Below are 18,091 nucleotides of genomic sequence, written 5' to 3'. Positions count from 1 at the left end.
TGGTGGCGAAGCGTGTGGGTTGCCGTGAACGGAGGGGGAGGGTTTCAACAGGACGGGGTTATGCGCTGAGGGTGCTTCTTGCGTGCCACGTAGTAGTCATTGCACGCTGTGGACACTTAAGAATTAGCGGTTGAGAGGCGTTTTCTTTGCTTCGTTTCTTTGTCGCCGTTNCGCTGTGGACACTTAAGAATTAGCGGTTGAGAGGCGTTTTCTTTGCTTCGTTTCTTTGTCGCCGTTGGACAAAGAAATGAAGTCCCGCCACGGACAGTGGCTAATAGTGCTAAAAAGAACAGCTAAAAATAAACACGCAAAAACTAAAAAAGCAGCAACCCGGTATATAATCAGACTGCTGCTTTTAAAATCAAAACCCCACCCGCCCTACCGCCAGCGCCCTACCCTACCTAATCCAGAAAATCGCAATTCTTCTGCACGAACGCGGCCAGATCCAGCGAATGCTGTCGAACCAGTCGCTCGACCAGTTCGGTATCTCGCGCTTCCAGCGCCTCGATAATCCGCATATGATCCTCGATCGATCTCGCCGCGCGGTCGCTTTGCGAAATCGTCATTTTTCGGATCGCGCGCACATGCACGAAAATATTCTTGATCGTATCGAAGAGAATCTGCGACTTGCTCAGTTGCACAATCGCCTGGTGAAAGGCGATATTCGCCTCCGAATACTCATCGATATGTTCGGCCGGCGCCGTGTTCTGAAAATGGTCGAACATGTGACGAAGCGATGCAATCTCTTCGTCGGTCGCGCGCTGAGTCGCGAGCCTCGCCGCCATGCTTTCCAGCGCGGCCCACATGTTGATCATCTCGACAATCTCGTGCTTCGTCTTTCGCACGATGTAAATCCCACGACGCGGCACCGTGCGCAGAAATCCTTCCTGCTCCAGTAACGTCATGGCCTCGCGTATAGGCGTGCGGCTCACACCCAACGCTTCGGTCAAATCCTTCTCGTCCAGCCTGATCTCTTCCCGCGAACGATAAATATCCGCTTCCGATATGGCCTGACGCAACCGGGCGTAAGCCTGATCACGCAACGAAACCGTTGCATTGATCGGCGCCAGCGAAAGCGTCACACCCGCAGGCCTCGGCTCCAGCCGCGGTTCGAGAATATTGGCAGACGTTGCAGCAACTTCAGTATCAGATGGCATTGATGGCTTGATGTCCAAGGTTCCGCGCGCCCGTCGTCGCCCGTGTACCCGTGCTGCCGCCTTGATCGTCGGCTGCCAGACCGGCATAACGACCATTTTCCTGCGCACGCTGCAACACGTCTTGCGGCAACGCCGACGCCAGTGCAAACGTCACACCAACACCGCCCGCTACCAAGGCGATTCCGATCACGACTAACAAAGCGATGCTCATTTCCGGCTCCTAGTGGCTAACCTCAAGAGCCTTCAGTATATGTTGCGTCGCAATGCAACGCAACATATTTCGTATGTGATATATCAGAAACAACAGCCCTTCCGTGTTGGCAGTTTAAGCGGCTTTCTGGGAGCGTGTGAAGGATTCGATAGTTTTGATGTGCGGGCGCGCGGTGCCCTGGTTCACGCCTTCGCGCAGCTTGATGAGCGCGAGAACCGCATCGATCATCGGTGTCTTTACGCCCAGCTTTCGGCCGATTTCCTGCACGACCGTCACGATCGGATCGATTTCCATTGGCCGGCGTGCCTCGCAGTCCATCAGCATCGATGTCTTGTGCGCACCGATTGCGCCCGCGCCATCGATGCGCTTTTCGACATCCACACGAAAATTCACGCCGAGCTGCTCCGCGATTCCCTGTGCTTCCAGCATGATGCTGCGCGATAAAGCGCGCACGGCCGGGTCGCTCGTGAGGACGTCGAGCGTCGCGCCCGTCAGTGCGCTGATCGGATTGAAGCAGACGTTGCCCCACAGCTTGAGCCAGATTTCGTCGCGGATGTTGTCGCGCATCGGCGCTTCCATATCGGCGGCGGCCATGATGTCGTGGAACGCCTGCAAACGCGGCGTGACCTTGCCACCCGGTTCTCCGATGGGGAATTTCTTGCCAACTACGTGACGAATCACGCCGGGCTCCACGATGACAGCCGCCGGATTGAGCACGCAGCCGATCGCGCGTTCAGGGCCAAAAACTTGCCATTGTCGGCCGCCCGGATCGACGCTTTCCAGCGTAGTGCCCGATAACGCGCCGCCGTGATCATGGAAATACCAGTAAGGCAAGCCGTTCACTGCGGTAATGACGGCGGTATCCGGTCCGAGAAGCGGCGGCATCTGGTCCACAACACCCGGAATCGAATGCGCTTTCAACGCGATGATCACGAAGTCTTGTGGACCGAGTTCGGCTGGATTATTAGTGCAACGAACTTTGACGGTGTGTTCTTGGCCATCAATTTGCAAACGCACGCCGTTCGCCTGCATTGCCGCGAGATGCGGCCCGCGCGCGATAAAGCTGACATCGGCGCCTGCTCGTGCAAGCTGAGCGCCCATATAGCCGCCGATGGCACCGGCTCCGTAGATGCATATTTTCATCGTCGTCTCCTGATCTATTTTGTTCTGATATACAACATATTATATTTCAGTATTGGACAGCGAAGGCGAAAGCGCAAGGACAGCATCAAGAAAAAAAGCGCGGTCCTGTGAAAGAGCCGCGCTTTTTTCTTTGGTGAGCGGACGTTCAGGCGTCCGCAGTCTGCAATGGTTTGTGCTCCTCACGATACGACGAAACCACATGCGTCCAGATCCGTTTCGCCTGAGATTCCAGCGTGCGCGTGCGGTCCTTCGCGAGCACGATGTTCCGGCTCACCGGCGGCGACAAGCGCACTGCCTGGACCAGCGAATGTGCGGGCGCGGGCCAGGCGTGCATCGGCTGGATGCCGATTCCGAGACCCGTTGCAACCATCTGCACGATGCTCGCCGCTTGCGTCAGGCGCTGCATCTTCACGTTCGATACCCCGAGCCCCGTCAGTGCGTCGGCGACCGTATCGGCGCTGCCGGCGGTATCGTCGAGAAGGAACAGGTCGGCGCCGCTCAGCTCGCGCCATCGAACGGTTGCATTCGATGCCAGCGGATGACGCGCCGGCACGACCGCGCAGAAGGTATCGGCGAACAGCGTCTCGGTCGACAGGTCGCCGCTGGTCTCAGGCTCGATCAGGATGGCGAGATCGGCGTCGCCCGAGCGCAGCATCTCGAGCACGCGGTTTTGCGGCGCGTCGTGCAGCTTGAGCGAAATGTTCGGGTAACTCGCCCGGCACGACGCAAGCAGCGCCGGAACCACCGAGGCAACCACGCTCGCGCTGCATGCAATCGATACCGCGCCGCTTTCCGCCGCCGATACCTCTTGCCCGAACCGCAGCGCGACTTCGAGTTCATCGACCAGCAATGCAATGCGCGGAAGCAGCGCGCGGCCGGTATCGGTGAGTGCAACGTGGCGCGTGGTGCGGTCGAAGAGCTTCAGATCCAGCAATTCTTCGAGCTCCCGGATACTGCGGCTCGCCGCCGATTGCGTCACGCCGAGCGCGTTGCCCGCCTGCGTGAAACTGCGGTGCTGGGCCAAGGTAACGAACAGGCGCAACTGCTGCAACGAGACGCCCGTTCCCTTCAACCCGGCTTCAACGACGGGATTCCTGCTCATTGCGCCGACGAGTTGCGCGGTGTTTCGGGCCAGCCCGCCTGAAACGAAGCGGCATCGAGCCGGCTCGATTCAGCAACTGTATTGTCGATCCAGCGCTTTCTCATTGGCGCCAGCACGAACTTGGCGCACAAGCCTGCTGCAATCGAAACCGTCGCCGTGACGATAAACACCGCGTCCCACGAGCCGATCGCCGAGAGCACCGAAGCCAGCGGAACCAGCATGGAAGCCGTTCCTTTTGCCGTGTACAAAGTCCCGGCGTTGGCAGCGGCGTACTTGCTGCCGAACGTATCCGCGCAGGTCGCCGGGAAGATCGAGAAAATCTCGCCCCAGCACAGGAACGTGATGGCCGCGAAGAACATGAACAGATACGGGTTGTGCCCGAACTCCATCAAACCGAGCAACGCAATCCCTTCGCCAATGAAGATGAAGAACATCGTGTTCTCACGGCCGATCTTGTCGGAGATCCAGCCGCACAGCGGACGCGTGAAACCGTTGCAGAGGTTATCGATGGAAAGCGCCATGGTCAGCAGCGGCAACGTAACGCCGAGGAAGCTGACAGGCATCTTGGCGAAGCCGTATTCCTTCGCGATCGGACCGAGTTGCGCAGTGGCGATCACGCCACCAGCCGCCACGAACACGAACATCAGGTAGAGCACCCAGAACAGCGGCGAGCGGACCATTTGCCCCGTCGTGTAATCGATCTTCGATGCCACCACGCGCTTCGCCGGAACTGCGTGTGCGGGCGGACGCGGACGGACCAGCATCAACGCGAGCAGGAAGATGCAGGCGCCCTGGAAGATGCCGAAGAACATGAACGCATGTTCGTAGCCCGAGCTCTGGATCATGTTCGAAATGGGGATCACCGTGACCGCCGCGCCCGCGCCGAAACCGGCCGCTGTCAGGCCCGCTGCAAGACCGCGCTTGTCCGGGAACCACTTGAGCGCTGTGCCCACGCAGGTGCCATACACGCAACCCGCGCCGATCCCGGCAATGACAGCGGCAATGTAGAGGTGATAGAGGCTCGTGGCGTTGGCATCGATGATCCAGCCAATCGCCGCGCAAATCGAACCGCCGATCACAACAGGACGCGGCCCGAATTTATCGACGAGCCAGCCTTCGAGTGGCACGAGCCACGTTTCCGTAACGATGAAAACCGTGAACGCCGTTTGAATCGCGGCCTGGCCCCAATGATGTTTTGCATCCATCGGCACCACGAAAAGGGTCCACGCGTATTGCAGGTTCGCGACGAGGCCCATGCAAATGATGCCGATGGCCAGTTGCGCCCATCGATTGTTATGCGCCCCACGCTTGGGGCTGCCTCCGGCGGGTGCCGTGAGCGTATCTGCGTTTGCCATGTCTGTCTCCGTTATGTATCGGCGCTCGTGCGGCGCGTAATCGACTGCGGCTCAACGGTGGCATCGGGTTCATGCGTCTTTGCGCACGTTCCACCAGTCACCGGTGCGAGAAAGGGTTTTTGGTCGGTCAGGGGTCCTTGTTCGCAGCGCTATCGAGTTGTCGGCGGCCGCGAGTGCTTTGCGAACCGGGAAACTGAAGACGCTGCAGGGAAATCATGTTCGGGCGAATCCAAAGTTCTGTTGTCGGGGACCGGGTAGCAGCTTCGCTACAACTTCGCTACACCAGCAGGGTCTTTCGTGTCACTCGCCCTGTTTCCATCCGCGTTATTGCTTTTTTTGCCGGTCACTAGCTTACGGAACTAGCGCACGTTGAAAGCATCCTGCGGGAGAAAAACGATTAGGGAAAGTTAGAAAAATTTATTGTATAAATTCAGGATCGTTTATGGATGGAGACACCGTCATGATGCGTAATGCGACGTTCAGGCAGCTGAAAATATTCGAAACCGTGGCCCGCAGGCTGAGCTTTTCCCGCGCCGCCGAAGAGCTCTACCTCACCCAGCCGGCCGTTTCCACGCAGGTCAAGCAACTCGAGGAGCACGCCGGCCTGCCGTTGTTCGAGCAGCTCGGCAAGAAGATCTACCTCACCAGCGCGGGGGTGGAAATGCTGCACCACAGCCGCGCGATCCTCGAACAATTCCGTGAAGCCGATGACGCTATGGCCCGTCTTAAGGGTATTTCCGGAGGCACGCTCAACGTGGCCGTGATCAGCGCGGGCGACTATTTTTTCCCGCGCCTGCTCGCCGAATTCACCAAGCGCAATCCCGACGTCAAGCTCAATCTCGCGGTCCACAACCGGGAGGAACTGCTGCACCAACTCACCGATAACCTCACGGACCTCGCCATCATGGTTCGGCCGCCGAAGGACATGGATACCGACAACGTGTCGTTCGCGCCGCATCCGTACGTGATCGTCGCGCCGCCGAATCATCGGCTGGTCGGGGTGAAGAACATCCCGCTCGAATCGCTTTCCGAGGAACCGTTCATTGTGAGAGAACGTGGTTCGGACACGTGGAATTCCATGGAGGAAGGTTTCGCCGGCCGGCTGAAGTCGCTCAACGTCGCCATGGAGATCACCAGCACCGAGACCATCAAGCAGGCCGTGATCGCGGGCATGGGCATCAGCTTCCTGTCGGCCCACACCATTGCAATGGAACTGCAGGTGGGACGCCTCGCCGTGCTCGACATAGAAGGATTCCCGGTCATGCTCAACTGGTATCTCGTGCATCGTCACAACAAGCGGCTTCCGGCAGTGGCGGCGGCGTTCAAGCAGTTCCTCATCGATGAAGGTGCGGCGCAAATTTCGGCGATTACGCATATCGGGTAAACCATTTATTAGGCATTCTGAATAGTCACGGTAAAAAACTGTGACTATCGTCTATGGATCATTTTTCCTATCCTGCATTCAAGCAACACGGCCAACCAGGAGACGACCATGATCCGTTCACAAGCCACCATCGCCGCCGACGAGCGCGAACTGCAAACCCAGCTGTGCGCGTACAACAGCGCGTTCGAAGAACTCGACCTGATGTTTCGCTGGGACGCCGATACACTCAAGGCGCTTTCCGGCGCGCCGAACGACCAGGCGCGGATTGCGCGATACATCGAAGTCCACTGCCCGCATCTGCTGAAGGCCTACAGCGCGGAATTCCTCTGCCAGGCGATCGTCGACAAGAAAAACGCTTACTACGATGCCTGCCGTGCCACGACCATCGCTCGTGCCGACGACACCCGCGGCGCCAAGATGTGGCGTCCCGAGTACGACGTCGCGCGCGCGGCGGCCTGATTCATCGGAAGCGGCCTGCTGTTTGTCAGCGGGCCGTTTCGTCTGCTTTCATCAAGCGCCCGGCTTTGCTTCCAGCTCGGCCAGACGTTTCTTCAGGTTTCGCTCTTCGTTGAACCGGCTGGTTTCATCGCGGATGACGGCGACAATGCCCGTTACCACCGCGTCCTGTCCCGCCGAATGCAGCAACGCGACCGTGAACGCAATCGACAGCGCCCGTCCGTCCTTATGCACGGCAGGAACGCGCAGCACGTCGTGTCCGTAGCGCGTTTCGCCGGTTGCCATCGTCTTTTCGTAGCCAGTCCAATGACGCCCTCGCAGCCGCTCGGGAATGATGATGTCGAGCGAATTGCCGAGCGCTTCCTCGGGCGTGAATCCGAACATGCGCTCGGCTGCGGGATTCCAGAGCGTGATGGCGCCGCTTGCGTCGGAAATCACGATCGCGTCGCCAATGACACTGACCAGTTGCTCAAAATCGATTGGGGATGTTGTTGTATTGACAGCGCTATTCATGGTCGGGGCATCCTCGGGACATCCTCGTTGCATCGTGCGGCGCTGCGAGCCGGCCCAGCACTCGCAGCGCCGAAGTCAGACGATCAGACCGCCTGGGCGTCGTGCAGCTTGCCGATCTGCTCGCTGCTGTAGCCAAGGCTTGCGAGCACTTCGTCGGTGTGTTCGCCAAGTAACGGCGACGCCGTGATTTCCGGCTTCATGTCCGAGAACTTGATCGGGCTACCGACCGTCAGGTACGAGCCGCGTTCCTTATGCGGCACTTCCGCGATCGTGCCGCTCGCGCGCAACGACGGATCGTTGGCGAGTTCCTTCATGGTCAGCACCGGGGCGCACGGAATATCGAATTTGCGCAGGATATCGACGGCTTCGAACTTGGTTTTATCGGCGAGCCAGGATTCGATGGTCGCGAAGATGTCGAAGATATGCGGCTGACGGGCGGACGCGGTGTTGTACTTCGGATCGTCGATCCATTCCGGCTTGCCGATCGCCTTGCAGATCGGCGCCCACGCGTGGCCCTGGATCGTGAAGTAGATGTACGAGTTCGGGTCCGTTTCCCAGCCCTTGCACTTGAGCACCCAGCCCGGCTGCCCGCCGCCGCCTGCATTGCCGCCGCGCGGCACGACGTCGCTGAATTCGCCGTGCGGATATTGCGGATACTCTTCCAGATAACCCAGGCGATCCAGCCGCTGCTGATCGCGCAGTTTCACGCGGCAAAGATTGAGCACGCTGTCCTGCATCGATACCGCCACCTTCTGGCCCTTGCCGGTTTTATCGCGGCCAATCAGCGCCGTTAAAATGCCGATGGCCAGGTGCATGCCGGTATTGCTGTCGCCGAGCGCGGCTGCGCTGATGGTCGGAGGACCGTCCCAGAAACCTGTCGTCGATGCCGATCCGCCCGCGCACTGCGCGACGTTTTCGTAGACCTTGAGGTCGTCGTAATGATGGCCGTCGCTGAAACCCTTGACCGACGCCAGGATCATCTTCGGATTCAGTTCCTTGATGTAATCCCAGGAAAAACCCATCCGGTCCAGCGCGCCCGGGCCGAAGTTCTCGACCATCACGTCCGATTCGCGGATGAGCTTTTCCAGCACTTCCTTGCCCTCCGGCTTCTTGGTGTCGAGCGTGAGCGACTTCTTGTTGCTGTTCAACATCGTGAAATAAAGCGCATCTACGTCCGGGATATCGCGCAATTGCGTGCGCGTCACGTCGCCGGAACCCGGGCGTTCGACCTTGATCACGTCCGCACCGAACCACGCGAGCAACTGCGTGCAAGCCGGGCCGGCCTGAACGTGCGTGAAGTCGATGATCTTGATTCCTTCGAGAGGCCTGGTCATGGCTTTTTGTCTCCTGACTGACTGGATTAGTTGGTGTGTTGGAAAAGCGCAAAGGGAAGAGAGAGGCGCGAAGTGCTTGGCAGGAAGGTTTGTCTCCTCTTCGAGGCAGAGTTGTTGGCGCGATCGTTCGAAGGCGACCGTCGTTTCTTGTGATATACAATATTCCGAACACAGTATTAGTCAAGGATAATTATCGTTTGGTCGAAGCTTGATGCGTTGCAACAGACGGCACGAAGCCGCAGCGTCCGAGGGCGCCGCTTTTTTACTGGTGCGATGCAATAGGGGGAAAATTGAGATGTATTCGCGCTTCGCGGTTGAGACGAACAGCGCTTGAGAGTGCAGACGGGTTAGTTTCGAACGTCAGTAGTGGTGGACCGGGCGTCTCCACCCACGCGCCACCTTTGCGGCGTCACGCCTTCCCACTGGTTGAACGCCCGCGAGAACGAGTTGACCTCTTCGAATCCCAGAAACCACGCGATCTCGCCCGCGCCCAGATCCGTGCTCCCGAGTAATCGCCGCGCGATCCGGTTGCGGACCCGATCAAGCAATTGCTGATAAGTCACGCCATCGAGCGCGAGCTTTCTTTGCAGCGTCCTCGAACTGATCCCCATCTCGCGCGCGAGTGCATCGACGCTCGGACGCTGTCCGCGCATGGTCCGCGCGATTACCTCCTCGATGTGATCGGAGAAAGTCTGCGTTTTGCTCAACTCGGCGATACCCGCATCGAGTTGAGGCAAGACAGCCGCCAGCAAATCCGCGTTGTGCGTGACAAAGGGCAACGCGAGCGTGGTGGTATCGAAGACGATCACGTCCTGAGGCGCGTCGAAAACGATATCGCAATCGTAATGGCGCGTGAACATCGCGCGGTTTGCCGCCCTGCGCGTCAGCTCCACACGACGGGGCTTGATCGCCACGCCCGAGCCGCGGCGAGCCAACGCCAATGCCGATGCGAACATGGCATCGGCGAGGAGATCGGGGATAGCGCCATCGGCGAGAAGCCAGCGGAACGTGACCGACGCCTCGGCGCCGTCGATATCCACGATGACGTCTTCCGGGCAACTCAAGCGCTTGTAGCGGCCGAGTTTTGCGAGCGCATCGCGGAAATCGACGGAATGCAGCGCGGCGAGCGACATGATGTCGAGTTGCCCATGCGCCGTTTCCGCGCCGATGCGCAAGCCGATCGCCGGATCGCCGCTCACCTGCGCGATGGCCTCCCACAACGCGAAGTACTTCTGCGTGCTGACACGCAAGCGCGGCTGCCCGGCATTACCCGAAGACGGCGACGGCCACGGAATCCCGGCCGTTCGGAACGTGCGCGCGACGTCCACGCCCAGCGTGCCGAGCCGGGCGATCAGAGCAGGACTGATGGGAACGCCGTCGGTTTTCATGCGCGTTGATCTAGTTGATTTCTTTCTGCTTCACGATTTCCAGTTTATCGATGACACCGCGCCAACCCGTGGCATCGTCGGCATCGGTGGACATGCTCAGCTCGCGCCATTTTGCGTCGGCCGCGCCGCGCGCCTCGTGCAATTGTTCCGCGATATGCACGGCGTCGCTCCCCAGCAGCAGGCGCAGCGGCGGTTCATCCACTTCCGCGATACTCAGGATCGCCCGCGCCGCTTTCGCCGGATCGCCGACGGGCTTGTGCGACGCGCGGTATTCCAGCAAGGGCGCGATGCTCTGGGCGTAATCGGGACCGGGCGTGTGAATGGTCATCGACGAACCTGCCCAGTCCGTGCGGAAACCGCCCGGCTCGACAATGGTCACCTTGATGCCGAGCGGCGCGACTTCCTTGGCGAGTACCTCGGAGAAGCCTTCGACCGCCCATTTGGCCGACTGGTACGCAGCAAGTCCGGGCGAGCCGACGCGTCCGCCTATCGATGAAACCTGGATGATGTGGCCGCTGCGCTGGCCGCGCAGGACCGGCAGCGCGGCGCGCGTCACGTTGGCGACGCCGTAGAAGTTGGTTTCCATTTGCGCACGGAAATCGGCGTCGTCGCCTTCTTCGATCGATGCAATGTTGCCGTAGCCCGCATTGTTGACGACGACATCGAGCCGGCCGAACGCGCTGACGGCTTCCTGCACCGCGGCGCGCGCCGAGACGGGATTGGTGACGTCGAGCGCGACAGCGCGCACGCGTTCGCCATATTGCTCGACGAGCGCCCTGAGATCTTCCGGACGACGCGCGGTCGCGACCAGACGATGACCCGCGGCCAGAACCGCTTTCGCCAGCTCATGGCCGATGCCACGGGAACTGCCGGTGATAAGCCAGACTGAAGACATGACGTGTTTCCTTTTTATCAGTGAACGATGGGTGATCCGTTCACCGATTCTAGGAGCGCATGCTGTGCGGCACTAATCCGATCGCGCCAACGTGCAATCGGATCGCGCCAGGCTGACGCGACCGCTTAACCGCGGTTCTTTTCGCTGTCCAGACTTGCCATTTGCGCCGCGGCGTAACGGTCGCCGGCCGCCGAGCCCTTCGGCACGGCCTGTTCGATGGCGGCGAGATCATTGGCGTCGAGCGTGACATCCAGCGCGCCCAGCGCTTCGGTCAGGCGCTCGCGCCGGCGTGCGCCGATCAGCGGCACGATGTCCTTGCCCTGCGCCGCAACCCACGCAATGGCGATCTGCGCCACGGACACGCCTTTTGCTTCGGCGATTTTCCGCAAGGCATCGACGAGTTTCAGATTACGCTCGGCGTTTTCGCCCTGGAAACGCGGGCTATGCGCGCGAAAATCGGTGCCCGCCAGATTTTGCGCCGCCTGCCAATGCCCGCTGATCAACCCGCGCGACAACACGCCATATGCCGTTACGCCAATGCCGAGCGCGCGGCATGTATCGAGAATATCGTCTTCGATACCACGCGAAAGCAGCGAATACTCGATCTGCAAATCGGCGATCGGATGAACGGCCGCCGCACGCCGGATGGTCTCCGAGCCAACCTCCGACAAGCCGATGTGCCGCACATAGCCCGCTTTCACCATATCCGCGATCGCGCCGATGGTTTCTTCTATCGGCACGTTCGGATCGAGTCGCGCGGGACGATAGATATCGATGTAATCCACGCCGAGACGCTGCAACGAATACGTGAGGAAATTCTTGATGGCGGCGGGCCGCGCATCGTAGCCAACCCAGCCGCCGCCCGGATCGCGCAGCGCGCCGAATTTCACGCTGATGACGGCTGCGTCCCGTTTCGTGCCTTTCAGCGCTTCGCCGATCAACGCTTCGTTATGGCCGCTTCCGTAGAAATCGCCGGTATCGATGAGATTGATGCCCGCGTCGAGCGCGGCGTGGATCGTGGCAATGCTCTCGCCGCGCTCCGACGGTCCGTACATGCCGGACATGCCCATGCAGCCGAGTCCGAATTCAGATACTTGCGGTCCGGTCTTGCCAAGCTGGCGTTGTTCCATGTCGATTCCTCTGTGTGTGTAGATACGGTGAGAGGAGTATGCGAGCGGCCTGGCCGTGCGACAATCCGGCCTCCACAGAACGGGCTGTACGACAATACGCACAATGAACGACCCTGACCTTTCCGATCTCAGCGCCTTCATGGCGGTCACCGAAGTCCGCAGTTTCCGGGCTGCGGCACGTTTGCGCGGTGTTTCCGCGTCCGCTTTGAGCGAGGCGATCCGCCGTCTCGAAGCGCGACTTGACGTGCGTTTGCTGAACCGGACCACGCGCAGCGTGACGGTGACGGAAGCCGGACAGCGGCTGATGGAAAGGCTCGGACCGGCGCTCGGCGAGATTGCCGGCGCGCTCGACGCGGTCAACAGCTTTCGCGACAGTCCGACCGGAACGCTGCGCCTGAACGTGCCGACGATCGTCGCCAAGCACGTGCTGCCGCCCATCGTCACCGGGTTCCTGGCGGCGCACCCGGGTATCAAGCTGGAAGTGGTATCGAACGACACGTTTATCGACGTGCTCGCAGCCGGTTTCGATGCCGGGATTCGCTACGACGAACGTCTCGAGCGCGACATGATCGCTGTGCCAATCGGGCCGCGCACGCAGCATTTCGTGGCGGCGGGCTCACGCGCCTATTTCGATGCCCATGGCTGGCCCGAGCATCCGCGCGAACTCCTTGAACACGCGTGCATCGGCCACAAATTTCCTAGCGGCGTGCTGGCGGCATGGAGCTTCGTGCGAGGCGGCGAGCATGTGCGATTCACGCCGCAGGGACCGCTGGTGGCATCGACGCTCGAACTGGAAGTGGCCGCCGCGAAGGCCGGCCTGGGAATGATCTATACCTTCGATGAATTCCTGCGCCCGCACATTGACAGCGGCACGCTCGTACCCGTGCTCCACGACTGGTGGGAGCACTTCTCCGGACCGTTTTTGTACTACCAGAGCCGCATGCACATGCCCGCGCCGTTGCGAGCGTTCATCGATTTCATCAAGGAAGAGTGACGGTACGCCGGGTTTTATCGGCTGGCGAAGAATGACCGGGCAGCGTCGAGCGCGTCTTCGACCGCCGCCCGATCCACGTCCAGATGCGTGACCCAGCGCTGTTTGGTTGCGCCATAGGCCGATGTGATACCGATGCCGCGCGCCGCCAGATGCGCTGAAAAACTCTCCGCAATCGCGCTATCGACTTCGACAAACACGATATTCGTGTCCGGCATCGTCACCTTGAGCTGACTGAACGATGCCAGCCCTTCGGCCAATACCTTCGCGTTCGCGTGATCGTCGGCGAGACGCGCCACATTGTGTTCGAGCGCGTAAAGCCCGGCCGCCGCGAGAATCCCGACCTGCCGCAAACCGCCGCCCAGCATCTTGCGCGTGCGCCGCGCCTTTGCAATCAGCGGCGCGCTTCCGACCAGTACCGAGCCGACCGGCGTGCCCAGCCCCTTCGATAAACACACGGACACGGTATCGAACGGCCGCGCGAGCGTCGCGACAGGCATTCCGAGCGCCGTAGCCGCATTGAACACGCGAGCGCCGTCCAGATGCGTCGCAAGTCCGTGCCGGCGCGCGAGCGCGGTCGCCGCTTCCATGTACTCGTGCGACAAAACCTTGCCGCCGATCGTGTTCTCCAGCGCCAGAAGCCGCGTGCGCGCGAAATGCGAATCGTCGGGCTTGATTGCGTCTTCAATGTCCTGCAACGCCAGCGATCCATCCGCCTGATTGTTCAACGGCTGCGGCTGGATGCTGCCAAGAACTGCCGCGCCGCCGCCTTCCCATTTATACGCATGCGCCTGCTGGCCCACGATGAACTCATCGCCGCGTCCGCAATGCGCCATCAGCGCGACGAGATTGGACTGCGTACCCGAAGTCAGAAAGACGCCCGCGTCCTTGCCGAAGCGTTCAGCGAGCGTTTCCTCAAGGCGCGTGACGGTTGGGTCATCGCGGAAAACGTCGTCGCCAACTTCCGCCGATGCCATCGCGGCACGCATGGCCGGACCGGGTCGTGTGACGGTATCGCTGCGGAAATCGTGCTGGATCGGGATGCTCATTGCGGCTCCTGGTTCGTGGAGCGGCTATTTTGCCATTGCGGATGTATTGACGTTGTGCGGGTCATAAAAGAGATCAGAGGTTTGGGCGCGGAACTTCAACTGGTTTCGATGGGGTGAGAATTTGGCGAGTTTCGATCAAATCTTATCTAAGTCAATGGCTTGTAATCTTTATCTCGAAACAACATTATGTTTATCGGTCGATAGTCATGATTATCAATGGGTTAAAAAATTAACTTCAGACATTACATGAAGTAGTTACCAATCCTCATGTAACGCTTGAAGGCCCGCCACCAAAAAAGCTTGATTTCTGTTTTCGCTCAGATACTTGCAGTCGTTTATTGATATTTTTTCTTAATATAAAATTAATCGTTCATAATCATCATGTTAGAGAACATTTCGCAAGGGATTTCTTGAAGTAACTCTGGGCCCAGGGTTTGCCGAACGTGTAAAGTTCTGAAAGTCCGCCACATCCTTTCCAAGCCCATGAACGCGCCCGATAAACTTCAAGACGATCCCCACACCGGCTGCTACGAGCGCTCGACCGGACAAGAGGCCGAATGGTGGCGCGTAACGCTTTCTGACAGACCGCAGATGTATCGGATTGAACATGGTCGTGGAAAGGCGCTGGCGAACATCGATACAGTGGTCGATCTCGAAAACCTGAAATCAAAGCTCCAGAAATGGCATCGTGAAGGTTTCCTGCGCCCTGGCGAGGCTGAGGAGACAGTGGCCGCTGAAGAACGCGCGGCGTTTCTCAAGGATCTCAGGCGCGTGGCGTCCGTTAGCAACACGCCGCTCCCAAAGTCAATCCAACCGGACCGCGCCGCCGCGCTGATCGGCAACGTCGAAATGCCGATGGGCGCCGCCGGTCCGCTCGTTCCACGCCTCAATCCCGCCTATATTTTCCCCGAGCGCTTCGCCGACATCCTCCAGGACATTGTCGAAAACCGGCGCGTGATGCTGATCGGACACACTGGCGCAGGGAAAACCAGCCTGATCGAACAAGTCGCCGCGCGCTCGCAACACGGCGTGCTGCGGGCGAATATGAACGGACAAACGACCATCGGCGATTTCGTCGGTTTCTGGACCGTCAAAGGCGGCGAAACGCTTTGGGTGGACGGCGTATTGCCGACAGCAATGCGCGAAGGTCTCTGGCTCGTGGTCGATGAAATCGACTTCGCCGAACCATCGATTCTCGCCGTGCTGACTGCCGTGCTCGAACCGCACGGACGCCTGTTGCTCAAGGAAAAGGGCAACGAACTGGTCGCGCCGCATCCGTCCTTCCGGCTGTTCGCGACCGCAAATGCCGTTGGCGCAATGAGTGTCTACCGGCATTTGTATCAAGGCGCGAACCTGATGAACGAAGCTTTTCTGGATCGATGGCGCGTGTATCTGATGGATTATTTGTCGCCGGACGAAGAAGCCGAAGTGCTGATGCGCACGCTCGGAGAGCGTATTACGCGGTCGATGGCGAACACGCTCGCCGCGATCGCCGCCGACTGCCGCGCCGCGTTCGCGCGCGAAGATCTCGCAAGCGCATTTTCCACTCGTCGGCTGCTCGACTGGGCCGACCTGATGCTGCGTTCCGGCGATCCGGAGCGTGCTGCCGGTCCCGCCATCTATTCGAAAGTAAGCGCGGAAGACGCGGCGCTGATTCGCAGCATCATCCGGCATCACATTGCGTTCGATGAATGAACCGCGCCAACTCACGCCTGACTCGTTAAGCCGGCTAGCGCGTGTCCTGACGGGCCGATACGGCGTGACCGTGTCCTTCGACACAGGTCCGGCTCGCATAGAGCGTGAACGCATCGTGCTGCCCGAGCCCGGGCCGGATTCGCCAGACTCGGACGCCCTCACCGGCCAGCTCGACCTGCTGGCAGCGCGCTGGAAGTTTTCCGTCATCGACCAGATCGGCGCCCTGCCTTCAGATCCGGCGCGGCAACTCGCCGAAGTCATCGACGACCGGCGTGCCTGCGAGCGTTTGTTCACCGATTATCCGGGCGCGCGGCGGTATATCGAAAAGTTGCGGGCGCAGAAAGCGTTCGCCATCCACGCGCGGTGGCCGCAGCTGTCCTGGCGCGACAAGCTGATCTGGATGATAGAAGGCGTGCTGTGGGGCGAAACGCCCGCGGTCACGGAGCGCACGCCGGCGCTTATGGCAACGCTCGGCGCGGTGAGCGACGCGCTGGAACGCGCGCGGACCAGCCGGTCCACGCAGGAAAGCATTGAAAGCGCGCACGCGCTCGTTGCACGGATCAGGTCTCTGGGCGCGGGCGGCGTCAATACCATGATGTTCACGGCGGATGCCGACCAGACGCTCGACGCCGAGCAAGCCACGGGCGATCCTGACGCGGCATCGCAAAATGAGTCGACGGACGCAGCTGCCGATAGCGCAACCACGACCGCACAGTCGCCGTCAGACGCCGCCGCGCAAGCATCCGAAGCACAATCGGCCGCCGCATCAATGTCTGTCGATCTGATCGACGGCCGGCCCCGCCTCTCGATCCCGCTCACAACGGCTTTCGATGTCATCACCGACCTTACCGGCCGAGGCGATCCAGCGGCATGGCGAAACCTCCGCGCGCTCGCCCGGGCGGAAACGGCGCCGCTCACCGCGCGTCTGGAACGCGCGCTGAAGGCCGATGAACAAACGCGCTGGAAACGCGAGCAGGAACGCGGCGAGATCGATCGGCCGGCGCTGGCGAAGCTCGTCGTGTCGCCGGGGTATCGGACGCCATTTCGCGTCAAGCGCGTAACAGAGGGGCGCGATGCCGCGGTGACGTTGCTCATCGACCTTAGCGGCTCGATGGCGGGCAAGAAAATGGATCTGGCGCGCCTGTGCGCCGCCGCGCTGTGCGACGCGCTGATGCAGTTGTCGTTCAAATGCGAAGTGCTGGGATATAGCTCGGTGGAATCGCGGGAAATGCGAGCGCTTTACGAGAACATGCTCGCCAATGGCAATGATTTAGGTCGATACAACCGCAAGCTGGAACGCCTGGACTTGCGCATTTACAAGCGGTTTGGATCGAATAATCCAGCTGGCCTGAGTGCTATCGACTGTGGTCACGAGAATCCCGATGGCGAAGCGTTAGTCTGGGCGGCCGAGCGCTTAATGGCCCAACGCGCCGACCGCCGCATTTTGATGGTTCTATCCGACGGCTACCCTGCCACCGGCGACGGCCATCCGGTCATCTTGCGGACTGATTTACGTGCACGCATCGAAGAGATCGCGGCCTCGGGGATCGAGCTTGTAGGTATCGGCCTGCTCGACGACGCCGTAGAAAAGTTTTATGCGCATAACATCGTTGTGAGAAAACTCGATGAACTTCCAACGATGGCTTTTACGGTCCTGAGCAAACTCCTTCTCGCAAAACGCGGCTAAAACGCAACTCCGACCCCAAAATATAATTCAATAGCTTGCTAACGAATTGTCGGCGAAATACAATGCGCGCCATGCCGACAATCGATGTTCTCCGACAATCCGTAAGCAGCGCGCTCGTGATCGCTTCCCGCCAATGGCGGCGAACCAGCCAGAGCGTGATCGCGGCCTACAACGTCTCCGAAGCTTGCGCTACGCCGCTGCTCATCGCGGGGAGGCTCGACGCGCCTGTGCGACAAGTGGTGCTGGCGGAAATGACGGGTATTGAAGGGCCATCGCTCGTCAGGCTGCTCGATCAACTGTGCGCGGCAAATCTCGTGCGCCGGGACGAAGATCCCGACGACAGGCGCGCCAAGATCATCTCCCTCACCGACGAAGGCCGCAGCGTCACGGCGAAGATCGAGAAAGAATTGATCGGACTGCGCGCCGACGTGCTGCAAAACGTCACGCGCGAAGATCTCGAAGCCACCCTGCGCGTATTTGCTGCGTTTAAACTGGGCGCTGCAGGCACCGCATCGCAGACATCGCAAGCATCACAGTCATCACAGGCACCGTCAAAATCCACTCCAGCCAGCACCGATACGGAAGAAGGCGTCTAGCGCAC

The 18,091-nt window shown here is 60.1% G+C and carries 17 protein-coding genes; 6 read left to right on the top strand and 11 right to left on the bottom strand.

Annotated features, from left to right (window positions below):
• Positions 1-401 precede the first annotated feature (401 nt).
• The 5 genes from ASG35_RS27565 to oxlT all read right to left on the bottom strand — a co-directional run bounded on the left by ASG35_RS27565 (position 402) and on the right by oxlT (position 4,968).
• The gene (locus ASG35_RS27565; RefSeq protein ID WP_256700993.1) at positions 402-1,082 is read right to left on the bottom strand and encodes a GntR family transcriptional regulator; all 681 of its coding nucleotides are present in this window, start codon (positions 1,080-1,082) and stop codon (positions 402-404) included.
• A gap of 64 nt (positions 1,083-1,146) precedes the next feature.
• On the bottom strand, positions 1,147-1,368 hold the full coding sequence (locus ASG35_RS27560; RefSeq protein WP_056365209.1) for a hypothetical protein: 222 nt from the start codon (positions 1,366-1,368) through the stop codon (positions 1,147-1,149).
• Positions 1,369-1,482: 114 nt separating this feature from the next.
• Positions 1,483-2,511 carry a 2-dehydropantoate 2-reductase gene (locus ASG35_RS27555; RefSeq protein ID WP_056365206.1) on the bottom strand — a complete coding sequence of 343 codons (1,029 nt, stop codon included), beginning with the start codon at positions 2,509-2,511 and terminating at the stop codon, positions 1,483-1,485.
• A gap of 145 nt (positions 2,512-2,656) precedes the next feature.
• Positions 2,657-3,613, bottom strand: a complete 957-nt coding sequence (locus ASG35_RS27550; RefSeq protein ID WP_056365203.1) for a LysR family transcriptional regulator — start codon at positions 3,611-3,613, stop codon at positions 2,657-2,659.
• Entirely contained in the window at positions 3,610-4,968 is a 1,359-nt protein-coding gene (gene oxlT, locus ASG35_RS27545) for an oxalate/formate MFS antiporter (protein ID WP_056365200.1), read from the bottom strand. Before oxlT ends, ASG35_RS27550 begins: the two co-directional genes overlap by 4 nt.
• Positions 4,969-5,431: 463 nt before the next feature.
• On the opposite strand from oxlT, the gene ASG35_RS27540 reads away from it, so the two are divergent.
• Positions 5,432-6,352 (top strand): LysR family transcriptional regulator, encoded by a 921-nt coding sequence (locus tag ASG35_RS27540; protein WP_056366060.1) that lies wholly within the window; start codon positions 5,432-5,434, stop codon positions 6,350-6,352.
• 108 nt (positions 6,353-6,460) lie between these two features.
• Entirely contained in the window at positions 6,461-6,811 is a 351-nt protein-coding gene (locus ASG35_RS27535; protein WP_056365198.1) for a hypothetical protein, read from the top strand.
• Positions 6,812-6,862: 51 nt separating this feature from the next.
• Here the strand turns inward: ASG35_RS27535 and ASG35_RS27530 are convergent, their stop codons facing one another.
• From ASG35_RS27530 to ASG35_RS27510, 5 genes are all read right to left on the bottom strand, one after another.
• The gene (locus ASG35_RS27530) at positions 6,863-7,321 is read right to left on the bottom strand and encodes a PAS domain-containing protein (RefSeq protein ID WP_056365195.1); all 459 of its coding nucleotides are present in this window, start codon (positions 7,319-7,321) and stop codon (positions 6,863-6,865) included.
• A gap of 83 nt (positions 7,322-7,404) precedes the next feature.
• On the bottom strand, positions 7,405-8,655 hold the full coding sequence (gene frc / locus ASG35_RS27525) for a formyl-CoA transferase (protein WP_056365192.1): 1,251 nt from the start codon (positions 8,653-8,655) through the stop codon (positions 7,405-7,407).
• A gap of 347 nt (positions 8,656-9,002) precedes the next feature.
• Positions 9,003-10,043 (bottom strand): AraC family transcriptional regulator, encoded by a 1,041-nt coding sequence (locus ASG35_RS27520; RefSeq protein ID WP_056365189.1) that lies wholly within the window; start codon positions 10,041-10,043, stop codon positions 9,003-9,005.
• Between the two features lie 10 nt (positions 10,044-10,053).
• Complete coding sequence (locus ASG35_RS27515) at positions 10,054-10,938, bottom strand: oxidoreductase (protein WP_056365186.1); 885 nt, start codon at positions 10,936-10,938, stop codon at positions 10,054-10,056.
• 125 nt (positions 10,939-11,063) lie between these two features.
• On the bottom strand, positions 11,064-12,068 hold the full coding sequence (locus tag ASG35_RS27510) for an aldo/keto reductase (protein WP_056365182.1): 1,005 nt from the start codon (positions 12,066-12,068) through the stop codon (positions 11,064-11,066).
• Between the two features lie 103 nt (positions 12,069-12,171).
• On the opposite strand from ASG35_RS27510, the gene ASG35_RS27505 reads away from it, so the two are divergent.
• Complete coding sequence (locus tag ASG35_RS27505; RefSeq protein ID WP_056365179.1) at positions 12,172-13,062, top strand: LysR family transcriptional regulator; 891 nt, start codon at positions 12,172-12,174, stop codon at positions 13,060-13,062.
• 14 nt (positions 13,063-13,076) lie between these two features.
• Here ASG35_RS27505 and ltaE read toward each other — a convergent pair whose 3' ends face one another.
• Positions 13,077-14,108: a low-specificity L-threonine aldolase gene (gene ltaE / locus ASG35_RS27500; RefSeq protein ID WP_056365176.1), complete on the bottom strand. Its 1,032-nt coding sequence runs from the start codon at positions 14,106-14,108 to the stop codon at positions 13,077-13,079.
• A 483-nt stretch (positions 14,109-14,591) separates the two neighbouring features.
• Between ltaE and ASG35_RS27495 the strand changes: the two genes are divergently transcribed.
• From ASG35_RS27495 to ASG35_RS27485, 3 genes are all read left to right on the top strand, one after another.
• Positions 14,592-15,803 (top strand): AAA family ATPase, encoded by a 1,212-nt coding sequence (locus ASG35_RS27495; RefSeq protein ID WP_056365173.1) that lies wholly within the window; start codon positions 14,592-14,594, stop codon positions 15,801-15,803.
• Positions 15,796-17,490 carry a cobaltochelatase CobT-related protein gene (locus tag ASG35_RS27490; protein WP_056365170.1) on the top strand — a complete coding sequence of 565 codons (1,695 nt, stop codon included), beginning with the start codon at positions 15,796-15,798 and terminating at the stop codon, positions 17,488-17,490. Before ASG35_RS27495 ends, ASG35_RS27490 begins: the two co-directional genes overlap by 8 nt.
• A gap of 71 nt (positions 17,491-17,561) precedes the next feature.
• Positions 17,562-18,086 carry a MarR family winged helix-turn-helix transcriptional regulator gene (locus ASG35_RS27485; RefSeq protein ID WP_056366057.1) on the top strand — a complete coding sequence of 175 codons (525 nt, stop codon included), beginning with the start codon at positions 17,562-17,564 and terminating at the stop codon, positions 18,084-18,086.
• Positions 18,087-18,091 lie beyond the last annotated feature (5 nt).

Source organism: Burkholderia sp. Leaf177 (assembly GCF_001424345.1).
Taxonomy (GTDB): domain Bacteria; phylum Pseudomonadota; class Gammaproteobacteria; order Burkholderiales; family Burkholderiaceae; genus Caballeronia.
The sequence above is the reverse complement of the archived record's forward strand: the minus strand, read 5'-3'. Positions and strand labels throughout refer to the sequence as shown.